Origin of the sequence: Thermus tengchongensis (assembly GCF_021462405.1) — a bacterium.
In the GTDB taxonomy this organism is placed as follows: domain Bacteria; phylum Deinococcota; class Deinococci; order Deinococcales; family Thermaceae; genus Thermus; species Thermus tengchongensis.
Window position 1 is genome coordinate 1 of the sequence record NZ_JAKEDU010000020.1, and the last position, 15,469, is coordinate 15,469.

Here is a 15,469-nt window from a genome sequence, read left to right on the forward strand (position 1 = left end):
GGTGGGCCAGGGATAGCGGTTGAGGAAGCGGGAAAGAGCAGAGGGGGATTTGGTCCTGCTGTGCTGGGGCCTGGCTTTGCCGTGGCCGGTGAGAAGGAGGAGAAGAAGCGCTTTGAGGGATTCGCGGAGGTGGGGGGTTGGCAGGAGGGCCAGGAGGGTTCAGAGTAGAGAATGGGCCGTTTGGGTCATGGCACCCTTCATCCGAAGGGAACCCGGCGGCCCTTTTCAAGTGGTCCCCTGGCGCATGGGTATGCGGGGGGTGGATAAGTGCAAGTTTTGAGCAAACCAACCCCCCACCGTTTTTTACCCCTCGCCCCGCTTTACCCCCCTTTCCTTGCCAAGTGGTAAACTTGGGGGGATATGGTGGGAAGCGCAAGGCAGCGGGCAGGGGAGGCCATTGCTCGGCGGCGGCGGGAGCCGGGGCTGACCTTGGGCGAGGTGGCGCAGGAGCTGGGGGCTTCCGACGGGTACGTGTGGAAGCTGGAGAGGGGATTGGTCAACCTGGAGAATGTATCCTACGGGCGGCTCACAGCCCTGATGCGGGCCTTGCGCTGGACCCCGGAGGAGTTCACCCGGGCCACGGGGGTGGTGGTCCCCGGGCTTACCGTGGAGGAAACGCCGGGGGCTCCACCGGTGCCCCTGTTGAAGGTGCCCGTGTGGGGCAGGGAGGACTACTTGGTCCTGGGGCTGCCCGGGGTGGAGGTGGACCCCAGGGATCTGCGGGCTTTGGAGCACGGAGGCGGGTTTCTGGTGTACCGGGAGGGGGAGGAGCCGAACCCTGGGGAGCTGGTGGTGGTGATGGTCCGGAAGGGTGAGGCTTCGCCCTACCCAGCACGGTTCCTCGGCCTCACTCCCCGAAGGAGCTACGTGGTGGAAACCCTGGGATGCCCCAAGGACCAACGCACCCTGGAAAAGGGGGATTTTGTCCTCCACCGGGTGGTGGGGGAGGTGCGGGTGTGGGGGTGAAGGGTGCCCAGGCTAAGCCGCTTCTACGGCATTGCCGTGGCCATGTTCTACGACGACCATCCCCCGCCCCATTTCCACGCCCGGTATGGGGATCACGAGGCCCTGATCGGCATTGTGGACCTGCGGGTTCTGGCGGGCTCGTTGCCGCCCAAAGCCATGGCCCTGGTGGTGGAATGGGCCCTCTTGCACCAGGGGGAACTCATGGACAACTGGCACCGGGCCCGGCGGCGGGAGCCCCTGGTGCCCATCCCGCCTCTGGTGTAGGGTGGAGGGGAGGATGCGCCTGGTGCGGATCGTGAAGGTAAAGCCCCTGGGGGACTATCGGCTTCTCCTGGGTTTTGACGATGGCACGGAGGGGGAGGTGGCCTTCTCCCCGGGGGAGTTCACGGGGGTGCTGGAGCCCCTGCGGGACCCCGCTTTCTTCGCCCAGGCCCACCCCGACCCCGAGTTCGGGTCCCTGGCCTGGCCGGGGGAGATCGAGCTTGACCCCCTGGTGGTCTACGAACGGGCCACGGGGCGGAAGGTGGTGGGATAGGCGGTTCCTCTAGGAACCCCGGTTCCACTTTGGGAGAAGCCGGGGACAGGGGGGATTTCCTGAAGACCCCGGTGTTTCGTGATCAAGGGGCAGGGTCTTGCCCTTGGCCCTCATCGTTGACTCAAAACTTGCACCTCCCGAATACCCTGCATAAACACCCCCTTCCCCCCGCAGGCGGGGGCCAAAGACCCAAAGCTCCCAGCTCGGCCATGAGGACCCGCAAGACCACCTCCCGCAGAAGCAGGCGCGCCGCCTCCCGCCAAGAAAGACCTCCCCCGTCTGGAGCTAGCCTCACCCAGTGGGCCAGCAGGTAAGCCAGGAAGGACAACCCCAGAACCCGATGCGCCCCCACGGCCGTCCGCTGCCCAAAACGCCCCAGGGAAAACTCCCCCTTCATGGTCCGCAAAAAGTGCTCGATGGTAAACCGCCGCCGCCCCCACACCAGCACAGTCCGTGGCCCCGCGGGAAAGGTGGCCACCACGTACCGCCACTCCCACCCTCCCCCGGGTAAGGGATAGCGGTACCTGCTCACCCACACGGGAAAGGGAAGTCCCCGCAGGTGCACCCGGCTCCCCTGCCGTCTGAGCCCAAAGAGGGGAAGCCCCTCCCCCGTCTTCTTTGGGGCCCCCACCCCAAATGAACTCCCGGTCCCGCCGCATCCCCACCACCGCTTCCAGACCCAACCCCCGCACCCCCACAAGAAACCGGGCGGTGCCGAAGGCAGCATCGGCGGCCACCCGGAGGCGGAAGGCCCTCCTCATCCAGACGGGCAGGGAGGCCAGAAGACGCAGGGCCAGGAGGGAAAGGGCCTTCTCCTCCTTCCCCCGCCACACCCGGTAGGCCCAGGGGATGCGCAGCTCTCCCAGGACCAGATAGAGCACCACCAGGTGGAGCCCCCACTTGCCGTGGAAAAAGGAGAGGGGCAAGGNGGAGAGGGGCAAGGCGGGGAAGAGGCCCCGCTTCTCCAGGGTGACCAGGTCCAGGACCACCAGGAGCCTGGGCTTGGGCCCCCGCCTGGGCCTGGCCCGGTGCAGGGCCTCTTGGGCTTCTTGACGGGCCAGGCGGATGAGGGTGCGGGTGGGCCAGGGATAGCGGTTGAGGAAGCGGGAAAGAGCAGTTGCTTTGCCCGTAGGGCAAACAGATTTGCGTAAGCAAGAGGGGGATTTGGTCCTGCTGTGCTGGGGCCTGGCTTTGCCGTGGCCGGTGAGAAGGAGGAGAAGAAGCGCTTTGAGGGATTCGCGGAGGTGGGGGGTTGGCAGGAGGGCCAGGAGGGTTCAGAGTAGAGAATGGGCCGTTTGGGTCATGGCACCCTTCATCCGAAGGGAACCCGGCGGCCCTTTTCAAGTGGTCCCCTGGCGCATGGGTATGCGGGGGGTGGATAAGTGCAAGTTTTGAGTTGTTTCCTCTTGGGGGATTGCAAAAGCAGCCACCCCCGGCCTTCTACCGGGGGTGGCTACCGACCGGGAATCCGCAGTCCCTAAGTTCAGGGATAGCCCTTTTCCCTCCGGCTGTCAATGGCGATGGTGGGAGCGTTGGGTCATAACTTGAGGGCAGGTAGCACCAGCCGGGGCAGGCCCATCTGGGCGGTGAGGAAGTCCACGTAGACCCTCAGGTAGGGCCAGAGGTGGAGAGGCAGGTTCCGCTCCCGGAAGACCCGGAAGAGGGCTTCGTCGGGGAAGGTGGAACTCCGGTAGCGGGCGGCCAGGCGCAGGTGGACGAAGCCGAAGCTCCCCTCTTCGTCCTGGAACTCCAGCCTGAGCTCCAGGCCTGCCTGGAAGCCCTCCTCGGTCCTCGTGGGGCCAAAAGCGGAAAGCCCACCCGGGGCAGGGCCAAAGCGCTTTTTGCCCTGTGGAGGACGCTCCAGCTTGGCGTGGACCTCGAGGAGCTCCACCCCCAGGATCTCCAGGCCGGCGATGAAGTTGGCGTAGGCCTCCGGGGAGGGTTCCCCGTCCCCCTTGGTGGAGAGGAGCCCAGCCCGGCGCAGGGTGTTGTAGACCCGTTGGTAGGTGAGGCCAAGCTCCTTGGCGATGGCGGAAACGCTTTTGCCTTCCTGGTAGAGCCTACGGATGGTGGCGGAGGTGTCTTTTTTCATCTTTTAGGCAACGGTAAAGCTTCGTGAGGAGCCAGCTGTGGGGGAGGACCACTCTTCCTCTAGGTTCCCTTCCCATGTTCTTTGCCTCAATCCTTCTGCAAGCCTGGCCACCTCCCTCCTAAGGGAGGTCAACTCCCTTTTGAGGGAGCCCAAGGCGTAGGCTTCTGAGAGCAGGCTTACAATGTACTGGTTCAGGCTTACCCCTTCCGCTCTCGCTTCCTCGTCCAGGCGACGGTGGAGGCCCTTGGGCATGCGCACTAGGATGCGGCCGCTGTACTCCCGCTCGGTGCTGGGTAAGGGAATGGGATCTCCGTGTTCGTAGGCGGTTTCCAGCCAAAGCTGGCGGGCTTCTTCCACATTGGCGAGGGCTTCCTCTGGGGTTTCCCCCACGGAAACACAGCCTTCTAAATCAGGGATGAGGGCGGTAAAGCCTCCTTCCGGTTCAGGTACCAGGAGCACCGGGTACTTTAGGCTCAGGTAGTACTCCAGGGGTTTCTCCACTTCCTTCCGCATCACTCCTCCTCTGCTAGCTCCTCTATGCTTCTGCCTGTGACCCATTCCAAAGCGCTAGCCACCTGCCGCAAGTATGTGCGCGTGACCCTTTGACCACCTCTCTTGGGTACCGTAAGCTGGCGTCCTTTGGGATGGCGGAACTGGTGGTGGCTTCCTTTTGAGCGAACGAGAATAAAGCCGAAGTTCGTAAGGATAGCCTCCACCTCTTCATAGCGCATCTCCGGGGGCAGAGCGAGGAGCTTCTTTAGGAGCTTGTCTTTCTTGCTCACCCCAGCCTCCCGTATGCTACTACCGGTGATATCACTTCGTCAAGGAGTCTGGTTGAAGGGGAGAGTTCCCTGCACCGCCCGCCGGGTTTTGCGGGCCTCCACGCTGAGGTGGCCGTAGCTTCCCGCCAAGAGGTTGAAGTCCTGGGCGTCCGCCAAGCGGCCCTTGCGCTCGGCCAGCCCGTAGAGGCGGTAGGCCAGGGCTCTGGCCCCTTCCGCCAAGGCCTCGGGGGTGCGGGCCAGGAGGCTGGTGGCGGCGGCTTCCCCCTGCTCCTTGAGGGCTTTGATGAGCCCGTGGGCTACCTCCCAGGCGGAGAGGCGGCGGTCCTGGGCGGGGTCCCAGCCCGCGGGGTACTCCTCGGGGCGGAGGAGGCGCACCTTTCCCCCCTTGGCCCGCAGGATGCCTCCCTCCTCCACGGCGGCCACGGAGATGTTCTTGGCCTTGGCTAGGGTTTCCGCGTCCCCGTAGGGGCCTTCGCCGTAGCCGTACTGGTCGTACCAGGCGATGGCGAAGCGGGTGGGGGCGTCCAGCTCCGCCTCCTCCTCAGCCAGGAACTCGTCCAGCACATGGTTGATGAGGGCCAGGGCCTCCCGCACGGGGATGGCGCGGCCATCCGGCTCCAGCACCGCCCCGAAGCGGCTGTAGACGGCCATGCCGGGGCCGATGGCGCTTTGGGCCAGGTCCACGGGGGGAATGCTCCCCTGGGTGAGCTGGCGCAGGGCCAGGGGAAGCTCCCGCCTGAGGGCCCGGAGGAAGTCCTGGCGGGTGGCGGTGGGGGCGTCCTCTGGCCGGGGGCGGCAGACCAGGACGATGGAGGAGGCCAGGGCGTTGGAGTTCTGCCCCCTGGGGCGGTTGGAGAGCTCCGTGCGCATGGGCCAGGTGGCGGTGATCTGGAAGCCCGCGTCCACCAGGCCCTGGAGGAAGGTTTCCCAGCCGGTGGAGGCCACCTTGGGGGCTTCGTCCTCCCCCTCCTCCCCGTCCTCTGCTTCCTGTTGCTTGAAGGCGTAGTAGAGGGAAAGGGGGTAATCCGGGTGGGCCTTGGCCCGGAGGTTGTGGAACACCTGGCGCATGCCCTCCTCAAAGCGGCGCTTGGCCGCCTCCTTGCCCCCTTGGCGGTAGGGGTCGGCCACCAGCTCCTCGGCCTTGGGGGTGAGGAGGGTGCGGAAGAGGGCGGGGTAGGTGGCCCCCAGGGCCTTGCGGAGCCAGACGTAGAAGAAGTCCGAGAGGGCCGCATAGCTGATGTTGTCGTAGTAAGGGGGGTCGGTGGAGATGAGGGGCGGGGTGGGTACCCCGTTCACCGAGTCCAGGGCGTTGGCCTGACGGGCCTGGCCCTCGGAATGGGCGGGGAGGGCTTCCAGGGCCAGGGCCACCCACTCCACCATGCCCTCCCAGGAGCCCGTGGCTTCCCCAAAGGGGTTGGCCTCGGCGTAGTCCCAGGTCATGGGGAGGGCTTGGCGAGAAAAGGTGTTGCGGATGGTTTCCCGGGATACATGCCAAGTGCAAATCGCCGAGTGGTAATCAACAAGGCGGTCCACTCCCAAGGCCAAATACACCCCCACCGCCTCCGCATAGGCCCTGGCTCCCCTTCCCCCTTCCGCCAGGGGGAGGCCGTCGTCGGGGAGGCCCGCCTCGAGGGCGTCCCGGTAGACCTGCTCCCGCGCCTCCGCCACCAGGTCGGCGAAGGTGGTGAGGGCCACCAGCTGGCGGGGGGTGAAGAGGTCGGCGTGGGTAGTTAGGCCGTACTGGACGCACCAGATATTGCGAGGATCGTAAGCCAGCTCTGTGGTAGGTGCCCACCTAGGCGCTGCTTTCCTCGCCACTTCCTCGTGCTCCGGGGTGGGGGCGTGGTAGTTCCTCCCCCCCGGCCCCTCCGTCACCACGGCCATGAGCCTGGCCCCCAGGCGGCCCGCCTTCCCCTCCCTGCGTACGTGGTCCAGGGAGATGGGGGCCCCGCACACCAGGCACCGCCCGCCCCGCCGGTTCACGGTGCCCTCCACGGGGGGTTCCTTTCCCCGCTCCACCCGGAAGTGGACCCGCCTTTCCCGTACCTCAGGCACCACGAAGACTTCTTTGCCCTTCTTTTTGGAAAGCCAGAAGGAGCGCACCAGGGGGGCTTCGGCCCGGCAGGCGGGGTTGGGGCAGGCCACGGTGCGGGCCCAAAGCCAGGCGATGACCCGCTCCCCCTTCAGGTCGGGGTAGAGGTGGCCGATGCGCCTCCTGGCCTCCTCCCGCATCCAGGCCCCGTAGTGGCGCACGTCCTGGGCCAGGCCCTTGGCCCGGGGGAAGCGGTCCGTGGCCTGGGCCTTGGCCCGGTAGCCGGGGTTCACCGGGGGCTGTCCAGCGAAGCGGGCGGGGATTTCCACCAGCGCTTTGTTGATGAGGACGGCCACGGGGTTCAGGTCAGAGGCGTAGGCCTTCAGGCCCAGGCGCTGGGCCTCGAGGGGGATGGTGCCCCCTCCGGCGAAGGGGTCCAGGACCGGGGGTGCCTTCTCCAGGAGGGCTTCGATGCGCTCCTTGTCCTTAGGGGAAGCGGGGGGTGCTTCCCCCAGGGCGCGGGCCAGGCTCCTGGCGATCTCGTAGCGGGCCTCCCGGATGACCCCGTTTTCCCCCTCGGCCCCCTCGGGGTCTTTGACCAGGTCCCAGTCCACCAGGCGCTCCATGAGGTCGAAGAGCCTTTGGCGCTCCCGCCGGGCCTCCTCCTCGGGCAGGTACTCCCCAGGGTCGTCCACCAGGCTGGCGAAGAGGACCGCCCGGGCCGAGGCCAGGGGCCGCCTGGCCCACCACAGGTGCAGGGTGGAGGGGTGGCCGTGGCGGATGGACTTCTCCCGAGCGGACTCCCGGTTGATGGCCTCGAGGGGTAGGGCAACCTCGATGAGCTTCTTCATGGACCTTTCTCCCTGTGAATGGCGAGGCGAAGGGGCTTATGATACAAAACCCCTCCTTTTTGTATCACAGCCTCCCCGGTGGGATACGGGCGTATCACAAGGCCACCACCTGCACCGCCTTGGCCAGAAGCTCCTTCAGGCTGTAGTTGACGCTGGTGGCCCCAAAGTCGGGCTCCCGCACGAAGGGGGTGGGAATGTAGTGGACCTTAAGGGCCTTTTCCCCGTCCGTCTCCACCACCGCCAGAAACCAGGCATCGGGCTTGTTGAGGGCGGTGAGGATCTGGGTGCGGGAAAGGGTTACCACCTCCGAGCCCGGACCCTTGCCCTTGACCTCAATGAAGCGGAGGGTGCCCTGGGGGGTGCGGGACTCCACGTCGTAGCCGGGCCAGCCAGGGGGCATCTCCTGGGGCTCGTGCCCTAAGCGGCGCTCCGTCAGGAGGACCGCCTCCACCGCCAGCCGCTCCAGGCGCCCTTGGGCTTCCGCCTCGGGGGGCGTTGCCTTTGGATCCAGGGGGGGCACCACCAGGACGGCTTGGGAGAGGCGGGGCGGGAGGGACTGGAGGTGCCGGGCCGCCTCCAGCTCCTGCTCCCGCCGCTTTAGACGCTCCTTGAGCTCGTCCGCCCTCCGGCGGGCGGCCTCTGCCCGGCCCGAGGCCCCCACCTTCCCCGCCTTGGCCCGCTCCGCCTCCTTAGCGGCCAGGCTGTCCCAGTGGTAAATCTCCGAAAGAAGCCGCTCCCGCACCGCCCGGAGGGTGCGGTCCACCTCGGCTTGGCGGAAGCGGCGCACCTCCTCGAGGTGCTCCCTGGCCAGCCTGGTGGCGGCGTAAGCCTCCGCCCGGGCCAGAAGCCCCGCCGCATCCCAGCCTTCCCAAAGCCTTAGGGCCTCGGCCCTTTCCTCCTCCGTGGCCGGGCGCAGGTCTAGGTAGGGGGCGGGCCCCTCCTCCCGCACCTCCCCCTCGGGGCTTAGGCTCACGTAGAGGAAGCGGCGGGAAACGGGGCCGCGGGCGTCCCGCACCTCGTGCTCCAGGGCCAGGAGGAGGCGGGGGGCCGTGGCCTCCTCGTCCACCAGGACCGTGCCCCGTTCCAGGTAGCCCCCCCACTCCCGGAGGACCGCCTCCAGGACCCCCTCCAAAAGGGGGTGCCCCGGCACCAGGAAATCGGCTACCGGCTTTCCGGGAAGGCTCACCCGGTCCTTGCGGAAGGTAACCCGCTCATAGCTCCGTAAGACCCCCGGCCTGGCCTCCCGCACCTTGGCGGGCACAAAGCTCACCTCCAACCGGCCTTCCTCCCGGGGATGGGCGGTGCCCCCAAGGGCCTCCAGGGCCTTTTGGAAGAAGCTTCCCAGGTAGTGGGGCTGGAGCCTTTTGGCCTCGGCCCGCTCCATGTCTAGGCGGAGCTCTTCCAGGCGTTTGGGGTCCAGGACCTCGGGGGCCAGGGCGTTTTGCAAAAGCCCTTCCAGCCTCTTCCGGTCCACCGCCCCCTCCACCTGGCGGAAGAGGCGGGCCCGCACCTCGGGGTCCTCCCCGTAGCGGATGGCCTCGAGGAGGAGTTCTCTAAGGGGCCTCTCCTGGAAAAGCCTGCCCAGCACGTCAAACACCCGCCCTCCCAGAGCTTGGGTGGCCTCCTCCAGCTTCTGGAGGAGGCGCAGGTAGACCTCGCCCTCCCGGGTGTTCTCCGCCACCAGGTTCCACATGTGGCAGACCTCCGTCTGGCCGATGCGGTGGATGCGGCCGAAGCGTTGCTCCAGCCGGGCGGGGTTCCAGGGGAGGTCGTAGTTGATGAGGAGGTGGGCCTGTTGCAGGTTCACCCCCTCCCCGGCGGCGTCCGTGGCCACCAGGATGAGGGCTTCCCGGTCCTGGGTGAAGCGGGCCTGGCGCAGGCGGCGCTCCTCCCGGGAAAGCCCCCCGTGGAGGCTCACCACCTGCTCGGGCCGCCCCAGGTAGGCCTGGAGGCGGCCTTCCAGGTAGTCCAGGGTGTCCTTGTGCTCGGTGAAGACGATGAGCTTGCGCCCGCGGATGCGCTCGTCCTCCAGAAGGGCCTGAAGCTCCTGCCACTTCCGGTCCTGCTGGCCCCGGAGGAGGGTCTTGGCCTGGGCCTCGAGGTGCCTTAGGGTGGCGATCTCCGCCTCCAGCTCCTTCAGGGTGCGGGCGGCGGTGGCCTGGTCCAGGACCTCGGGGGCGGCCTCCAGCTCCTCGTCGGGGAACTCCTCCTTTTCCTCGATGTCCTCCTCCTCCAGGGTGGGGAAGGCCAGGGCCAGGCCCCGGCGCACCTCCTCCCGGCGGGCCTCGAGGCGCTTCCGGCGCCTTTCCAGGGAGCGGTGGATAGCCAGGGGGCTGCTGGCCAGCCGCCTCTGCAGGAGGGTGAGGGCGAAGCCCACGGTGCGCCTTTGGCCCTCCTCGAGAGCTTCCGCCCGGTTCATCTCCTCCCGCACGTAGCCCGTCACCGCCTCGTAGAGGGCCATCTCCTCGGGGGAGAGGGCGTAGGCCACGGTGTAGGCCCGGCGCTCGGGGAAGAGGGGGGTGCCGTCAAAGCGCACCAGGTCCTCCTTCTGCCGCCTGAGCCAAAGCCCCTGAGCGTCGGGCGGAGGGCTTCCCGGCCGGGGCTTGCCCAGGAAGCGGTCGGGGTCCAGGAGGGCGAGGAAAAGGCGGAAGTCCTCCTCCTTGCCCCGGTGGGGGGTGGCGGTGAGGAGGAGGAAGTGCTTGGTCCGCTGGGAAAGCTCCTGCCCCAGGCGGTAGCGGCGGGTGGCCTTCATCTCCTGGCCGTAGTAGGAGGCGGACATCTTGTGGGCTTCGTCCACCACCACCAGGTCCCAGTCCACCTCGAGGGCCTTCGCCGCCACCTCGGGGAAGCGGGCCAGGCCGTCCAGGCGGGCGATCCAGAGGGGGTGTTCCCGGAAGGGGTTGCCCTGGGCGGTTTCCAAGGTGAAGCGGGAGAAGACCCGGAAGTCCAGGCGGAACTTCTCCCGAAGCTCCTCCTGCCACTGGAGGACCAGGGCCCCAGGAGCCACCACCAGGCACCGCTCCAGGGCCCCCCGGAGGGCCATCTCCCGGATGTAGAGCCCGGCCATGATGGTCTTGCCCGCCCCAGGGTCGTCGGCCAGGAGGAAGCGCAAGGGGGTCCTGGGCAGGAGGTGGCCGTAGACGGCCTCGATCTGGTGGGGAAGGGGCTCCACCAAGGAAGTGTGCACCGCCATCATGGGGTCAAAGAGGTAGGCCAGGCGGATGCGCTTGGCCTCGGCGGCTAGGCGGAAGAGGTCCCCTGGGGCATCGAGGGGGAAGCGGGAAGCTTCTTCCACCCTTAGCCCCGCCAGGTCCTCGGGGTATAGGAGCGCCTCGCCCAAGCGGCCCTGGGGGTCGCGGTAGGTCACCTGTAGGGCCTCCCCCAAAGGGCGCACGTACTCCACCGTCACGCTTCCCCCAGGCAGGAGGCCCTGGAGCCGAACCCCTGGGCGCACCCGCTCGGGGGTCAGGGGAGCCTCGAGGGCCATAAGAACAGCTTAGGGCAAGAAGATAGGTCCATCGGGCAAATACGGACGGGGTATTTCGCGGAAGAGGACCAGAAAGCGGGGGGCTATTTGGGGGGCTATTGGAGCCGGAAGCAGGGGGATACCCCCGTACTACACAACCACGCCTCGCTGGCGGAAGGATGCCCCTCGTAATCCTCCCTGGGGCGGGGATCAGGGGCTCAAGGATGGCCCCTTCCTCACCGCTGAGGTTGCTGGGGTGGGATGGGCGTGCCCTCTGCTACGACAGCCTCTTAGGTGGCAACTTGGGTTATCCTGAGATTCGTGCGGGTTTTGCTCTACGAGGGCCTCGAGGTCCCACCCCACCTGGAAAAGCGACTGGAGCGGGTGCTGGAGGATTTGAGGGCAGACCGCCCCGAACGGGCGGAGGTGAAGAAGCTCTCCCCCACCCCCTACTTCCGGGCCAAGCTGAGCGAAAAGGACCGCCTCCTCCTCAAGCTGGTCCGGGCCAACGGGGAAGGAGCCTGGCTCGTCCTGGAGGTCATCCCCAACCACGCCTACGAGCGCTCCCGCTTCCTGCGGGGGGCGGCGGTGCGGGAGGAAGCCCTCCGTCCCCTCCCCGAGGAGGTGCGGGAGGCGGAACCCGTGCGCCACCTGGAGGCGGGGGCCTCCCGCTTCCACTACCTGGACAAGCCCCTTACCCTGGACGAGGCCCAAGAGGCCCTCCTCCGGCTACCCCCGCCCCTGGTCCTCCTGGGCGCCGCGGGCTCGGGGAAAACGGCCTTGGCCCTGGAAAGGCTCAAGCGGGAGGCGGGAAGGGTGCTCTATGCCACACAAAGCCCCTTCCTGGCCCAGGAGGCCCGCCGCCTCTACTTCGCCCACGGCTACGAGAACCCCTACCAAGAGGTTGAGTTCCTCGCCTTCCGAGACTTCTTGGAAACCTTTGGGGTTCCAGAGGGCAGGGAGGTTACCTTCCGCGATTTTCAGGCCTTCTTTGCCCCCTACCGCAGAGCCCTGGCCTTCACCCATGCCCACGCCCTTTTCGAGGAGTTCCGGGGAGTGCTCCTGGCCTCCCCGGAGGGCCCCCTTTCCCTGGAAGCCTACCTGGCCCTAGGGGTACGGCAGAGCCTGTACCCCAGGGAGCTTAGGCCCCAGGTCTACGAGGTCTTCCGCCGCTACCTGACCTTTTTGGAGGAGAGGGGGCTTTACGACCCCAGCCTCCTGGCCCACCGCTACCGGAGCCAGGTGGAACCCCTTTACGACTTCCTGGTGGTGGACGAGGTGCAGGACCTCACCCTGGCCCAGCTGGACCTCCTCCTGAGGAGCCTCAAGGCCCCTGGGCGCTTCCTCCTGGCGGGGGACAGCCACCAGATCGTCCACCCCAACTTCTTCTCCTGGGCGGCCCTGAAGACCTACTTCTTCCAGGAGGCGGAGCGGGGAGAGGAGGCCCTGGAGCGCATCCGGGTGCTGCGGGCCAACTTCCGCAACGCCCGCAGGGTGGCGGAGCTGGCCAACCGCCTCCTCCGGCTCAAGCAGGCCCGCTTCGGCTCCGTGGACCGGGAAAGCACCTACCTCTGCGAACCCAGGCTGGACCGGGAGGGCAAGGCGGTGCTCCTGCAGGCCGAACCCAACCTCCTCAAGGACCTGGACGCCAGGAGCCAAAGGAGCGCGGAGGTGGCGGTCCTGGTCCTGCGGGAGGAGGACAAAGAGCGGGCGCGCGCCCAGTTCCGCACCCCCCTCCTCTTCTCCGTGCGGGAGGCCAAGGGGCTGGAATACCCCAAGGTCATCCTCTACGGCTTCGTGGCCGCGGCCCCCGAGGCCTACCGGGAGGTGGCCCGCGGGGTGGACCCCGCTGACCTGGAGGGGGAGCTCGTCTTCCGCCGGGCTAAGGACAAGACGGACAAGAGCCTAGAGGAGTACAAGTTCTTCACCAACGCCCTCTACGTGGCCCTCACCCGGGCCGTGGAGGAGGTGATCTGGGTGGAAGAGGACCCTGCCCACCCCTTCCTGCGGCTCCTGGGCCTCGAGGCCGGGCGGGAGTTCCGCCTGCAGGCCCGGGAGGCGAGCCGGGAGGAGTGGAGCCGGGAGGCGGCCCGCCTTGCCCAGCACGGCAACCTGGAGCAAGCACAGGCCATCCGGGAGGCCTTCCTGGGGGCCAAGCCTGTGCCCTGGACGGTTTGGGACCGGAAGCGCCTGGAGGAGGTCTTGAAAAACCCCGCTGACCTCAAGGAAAAGGCCCGTAGGGAACTTCTAGACCTCGCCCTCTTCCACCGGAACCTCCCCCTCCTGAAGGCCCTGGCCCAGGCCGGCCACCGCCCGGCCCAGGAACTCCTCTCCCCCTGGTTTCTGGACCGGCCCCGCATGCCTTGGGAGGTGGCGGCGGAGACCACCGCCCGCCTCCTCCGCCCCTACGAGGGCAAGGGGTGGAAGGAAATCCTCTGGGACGTGCGCACCTTCGGCCCCGACTTCCGCACCCCCTCGGGAGCCACCCCCTTGATGCTGGCCGCCCAGGCAGGCAACCTGGAGCTGGTTCACGCCCTTCTGGAAGCGGGGGCCGACCCGGAAGCCCGCGACCCCTTCGGCCAGACCCCCTTCCTCTACGCCCTCCTCCGGGCCCTCGAGGACCCCGGCTTCGCCCGCGGGCCCTTCCCCGCCCTGGTGGAGCTCTTGGGTCCCACAGCGGTGGACCTTCAAGTCCCCGAGGAAGGGGGCTTCCGCCTGGTGCGCCTTTACCCCAACCACCCCGAGTTCTGGGTCTTCCTGGCGGCCCTGGCCTTAGCCAAGGGCCTCCGGGCCAACTTCCACCTCAGCGAGAGGGCCCGGCCCTACGAGGGCCTCACCTCGGCTTACCTGGCGGAGGCCCTGGGCCACCTGCCCCCTGGCCTCCTCCCCCGCACCCTGGCGGCCAAAGAAGGGGAGGAGGCGCGCCGCACCTACCTGAACGGGGTCTTGGGCAGGAACGAGGCGCAAAGCAGTTACCGCCCCGCCCGCAGGCTCTTCCTGCGGGTGGCCCGGGGCCGCTACCTGCCCAACCCTCACCTGCGCCTGCGGGTGCGGGAGGGGGAAGAAGAGGTCTGGAAGCCCCTACGAGAAGTGCTAGGGTACGGGCTTCTGGGTCTGGAAGAGCTTCTATAGCCCCGTCGGGCAACGGCCAGAGCCGCCGCGCACCAAGTCGAGAAAGGCAGACTTTTTCGATTTTCCCTTAATGCTCCACCCCCACCTGCGCCGGCACGCCCAGGTCAAAGGCGTGCTTCACCTTGCGCATCTCGGTGACGGTGTCCGCCAGGGCCAGCAGGGCCTCGGGAGCTCCCCTCTAGGTGGGCGACCCCCAGGCCGCCAGGAGGGCCAGGAGGAAGGGGGGAAGCACCGGACCGCCCCGGATCAGCCCCGCCATCCCCGGGTGCAGGAGGGGGTAGCGGTTCAGGAAGGGCAGGATGGCAAAGCGGGCGAAGCCGGGAAGGAGGAGGAGGAAAAGGGGATCCCGCACCAGGGCCAGGGCCTGCCAGAGGAGGAGGAGGTACACCCCGCCCACCCCGAAGGCGAAGGCCCCCAGGTGGGGGTCCTTGAGGAGGCGGAGCCGCTCCTCCCTGGGCCTGGCCCCGAGAAGGGCGTCGGCAACGTCCAGGAGGCCGTCCAGGTGCAGGAAGCCCGTGAGCCCCAGGAGGAGGGCCAGGGCCAAGGCGGCGAAGAGCCCCTCGGGGAGGGGGAGGAGGGCCAGGAGGGAGAGGGGAAGCCCCAGGGCGTAGCCCGCCACGGGGAAGAAGGCGGTGCTCCGCCGGAACTCCTCCGGAAGGGCCTCCTTGGGGGCCAGGGGAAAGACGGTGAGGAGGGCGAGGGCCAGACGCAGGGTCCGCCGCATGGGCTAAAGGCGGTCGGAGACCCCCGCCTCCTCAAAGGTGGCCATGTGCAGGATGCGGGCCGCCGCCCGGAGGAGGGGCATGGCCAGCACCGCCCCCGTCCCCTCCCCCAGGGCCAGGTCCAGGTCCAAGAGGGGCTCCAGCCCCAGGGCCTCGAGGATGGGCCGGTGCCCCGGCTCCCGGGAGAGGTGCCCGGCGAAGAGATTTTCCCTTAGGCCAGGCTCCAGCCGCCAGGCCAAAAGGGCCCCCGCGGAGACGGGAAACCCGTCCAGGACCAGGGGAAGCCCCGCCCGGTACCCCTCCAGGTACACCCCGGCGATGGCCAAAAGCTCCAAGCCCCCCACCTCCGCGGCCACCTCCAAGGGTCCCATCCCAGGGCCCCAGCTCCGGCTGGACCTTTCCCTGAAGGGCGGCCAGCCTAAGGGCCACCCCCTCCAACCGGCCCAGGGAACGGGGGGGCTTGGTGAGCCACTCCATGCGGCGTTTCGCCGCTTGCAAGGCTTCCTGGTAGCCCATACGGTAGCAGTTTAAGCTTAGGGCCATGGAGCTTTGGCTGGTGCGCCACGGGGAGACCCTTTGGAACCGGGAGGGGAGGCTTCTCGGCTGGACCGACCTCCCCCTCACCCCCCTGGGGGAGGCCCAGGCCCGGGCCCTGAAAGGCAGGCTCCCCGCCCTCCCCGCCTACGCCTCCGACCTGCAGCGGGCCTCGAGGACGGCGGCGCTGGCGGGCTTCCAGGCGGTGCCCACCCCGGCCCTGCGGGAGATCCACTTCGGCCTTCTGGAAGGGGCTTTGTGGGAAGCCTTGGAGGCCCCCTACAAAGAGGCCATGCTCCGGTTCCAGGGTTTCGCACCCCCCGGAGGGGAGGCCCTCGAGGCCTTCCAGGAACGGGT

The 15,469-nt window shown here is 68.0% G+C and carries 10 protein-coding genes and 6 pseudogenes; 5 read left to right on the forward strand and 11 right to left on the reverse strand.

The window, feature by feature from the left end; genetic code table 11:
* Positions 1–153, reverse strand: a pseudogene (locus L1087_RS12700) (transposase); the annotation flags it as partial.
* Positions 154–360: 207 nt separating this feature from the next.
* On the opposite strand from L1087_RS12700, the gene L1087_RS12705 reads away from it, so the two are divergent.
* Genes L1087_RS12705 through L1087_RS12715 form a run of 3 tightly spaced genes read left to right on the forward strand, consistent with a single transcriptional unit; the run spans position 361 to position 1,501 of the window.
* The gene (locus L1087_RS12705) at positions 361–966 is read left to right on the forward strand and encodes a helix-turn-helix domain-containing protein (protein ID WP_234559250.1); all 606 of its coding nucleotides are present in this window, start codon (positions 361–363) and stop codon (positions 964–966) included.
* 3 nt (positions 967–969) lie between these two features.
* Positions 970–1,230, forward strand: coding sequence for a DUF4160 domain-containing protein (locus tag L1087_RS12710; RefSeq protein ID WP_234559251.1), 261 nt, complete (start codon positions 970–972; stop codon positions 1,228–1,230).
* A 13-nt stretch (positions 1,231–1,243) separates the two neighbouring features.
* Entirely contained in the window at positions 1,244–1,501 is a 258-nt protein-coding gene (locus L1087_RS12715) for a DUF2442 domain-containing protein (protein ID WP_234559252.1), read from the forward strand.
* Between the two features lie 121 nt (positions 1,502–1,622).
* Here L1087_RS12715 and L1087_RS13440 read toward each other — a convergent pair.
* From L1087_RS13440 to L1087_RS12745, 6 genes and pseudogenes are all read right to left on the reverse strand, one after another.
* A pseudogene (locus L1087_RS13440) lies at positions 1,623–2,769 on the reverse strand (transposase).
* A 269-nt stretch (positions 2,770–3,038) separates the two neighbouring features.
* Positions 3,039–3,593 carry a helix-turn-helix domain-containing protein gene (locus tag L1087_RS12725; protein WP_234559254.1) on the reverse strand — a complete coding sequence of 185 codons (555 nt, stop codon included), beginning with the start codon at positions 3,591–3,593 and terminating at the stop codon, positions 3,039–3,041.
* A 3-nt stretch (positions 3,594–3,596) separates the two neighbouring features.
* Positions 3,597–4,106: a type II toxin-antitoxin system HicB family antitoxin gene (locus tag L1087_RS12730; protein WP_234559255.1), complete on the reverse strand. Its 510-nt coding sequence runs from the start codon at positions 4,104–4,106 to the stop codon at positions 3,597–3,599.
* Positions 4,106–4,375 carry a type II toxin-antitoxin system HicA family toxin gene (locus L1087_RS12735; protein ID WP_234559256.1) on the reverse strand — a complete coding sequence of 90 codons (270 nt, stop codon included), beginning with the start codon at positions 4,373–4,375 and terminating at the stop codon, positions 4,106–4,108. The genes L1087_RS12730 and L1087_RS12735 overlap by 1 nt, the downstream gene beginning before the upstream one ends.
* Before the next feature lie 39 nt (positions 4,376–4,414).
* Positions 4,415–7,258, reverse strand: coding sequence for a DUF1156 domain-containing protein (locus tag L1087_RS12740; RefSeq protein ID WP_234559257.1), 2,844 nt, complete (start codon positions 7,256–7,258; stop codon positions 4,415–4,417).
* A 94-nt stretch (positions 7,259–7,352) separates the two neighbouring features.
* A complete protein-coding gene (locus L1087_RS12745) occupies positions 7,353–10,745 on the reverse strand; it encodes a helicase-related protein (RefSeq protein ID WP_234559258.1) in 3,393 nt (1,130 codons plus the stop codon).
* A gap of 300 nt (positions 10,746–11,045) precedes the next feature.
* Here L1087_RS12745 and L1087_RS12750 point away from each other — a divergent pair, with 300 nt between their 5' ends.
* Entirely contained in the window at positions 11,046–13,856 is a 2,811-nt protein-coding gene (locus tag L1087_RS12750; protein WP_234559259.1) for an ankyrin repeat domain-containing protein, read from the forward strand.
* 67 nt (positions 13,857–13,923) lie between these two features.
* On the opposite strand, the pseudogene L1087_RS12755 reads toward L1087_RS12750, so the two are convergent.
* From L1087_RS12755 to L1087_RS13350, 4 pseudogenes are all read right to left on the reverse strand, one after another.
* Positions 13,924–14,034: pseudogene (locus L1087_RS12755) on the reverse strand (cob(I)yrinic acid a,c-diamide adenosyltransferase); the annotation flags it as partial.
* Between the two features lie 12 nt (positions 14,035–14,046).
* Positions 14,047–14,580, reverse strand: a pseudogene (locus tag L1087_RS12760) (adenosylcobinamide-GDP ribazoletransferase); the annotation flags it as partial.
* Between the two features lie 3 nt (positions 14,581–14,583).
* Positions 14,584–14,955, reverse strand: a pseudogene (locus tag L1087_RS12765) (nicotinate-nucleotide--dimethylbenzimidazole phosphoribosyltransferase); the annotation flags it as partial.
* 16 nt (positions 14,956–14,971) lie between these two features.
* Positions 14,972–15,121: pseudogene (locus tag L1087_RS13350) on the reverse strand (nicotinate-nucleotide--dimethylbenzimidazole phosphoribosyltransferase); the annotation flags it as partial.
* Between L1087_RS13350 and L1087_RS12775 the strand changes: the two are divergent.
* A partial coding sequence (locus tag L1087_RS12775) for a histidine phosphatase family protein (RefSeq protein WP_234559260.1) occupies positions 15,120–15,469 on the forward strand: 350 nt, incomplete at its 3' end. The pseudogene L1087_RS13350 and the gene L1087_RS12775 sit on opposite strands and share 2 nt — an antisense overlap.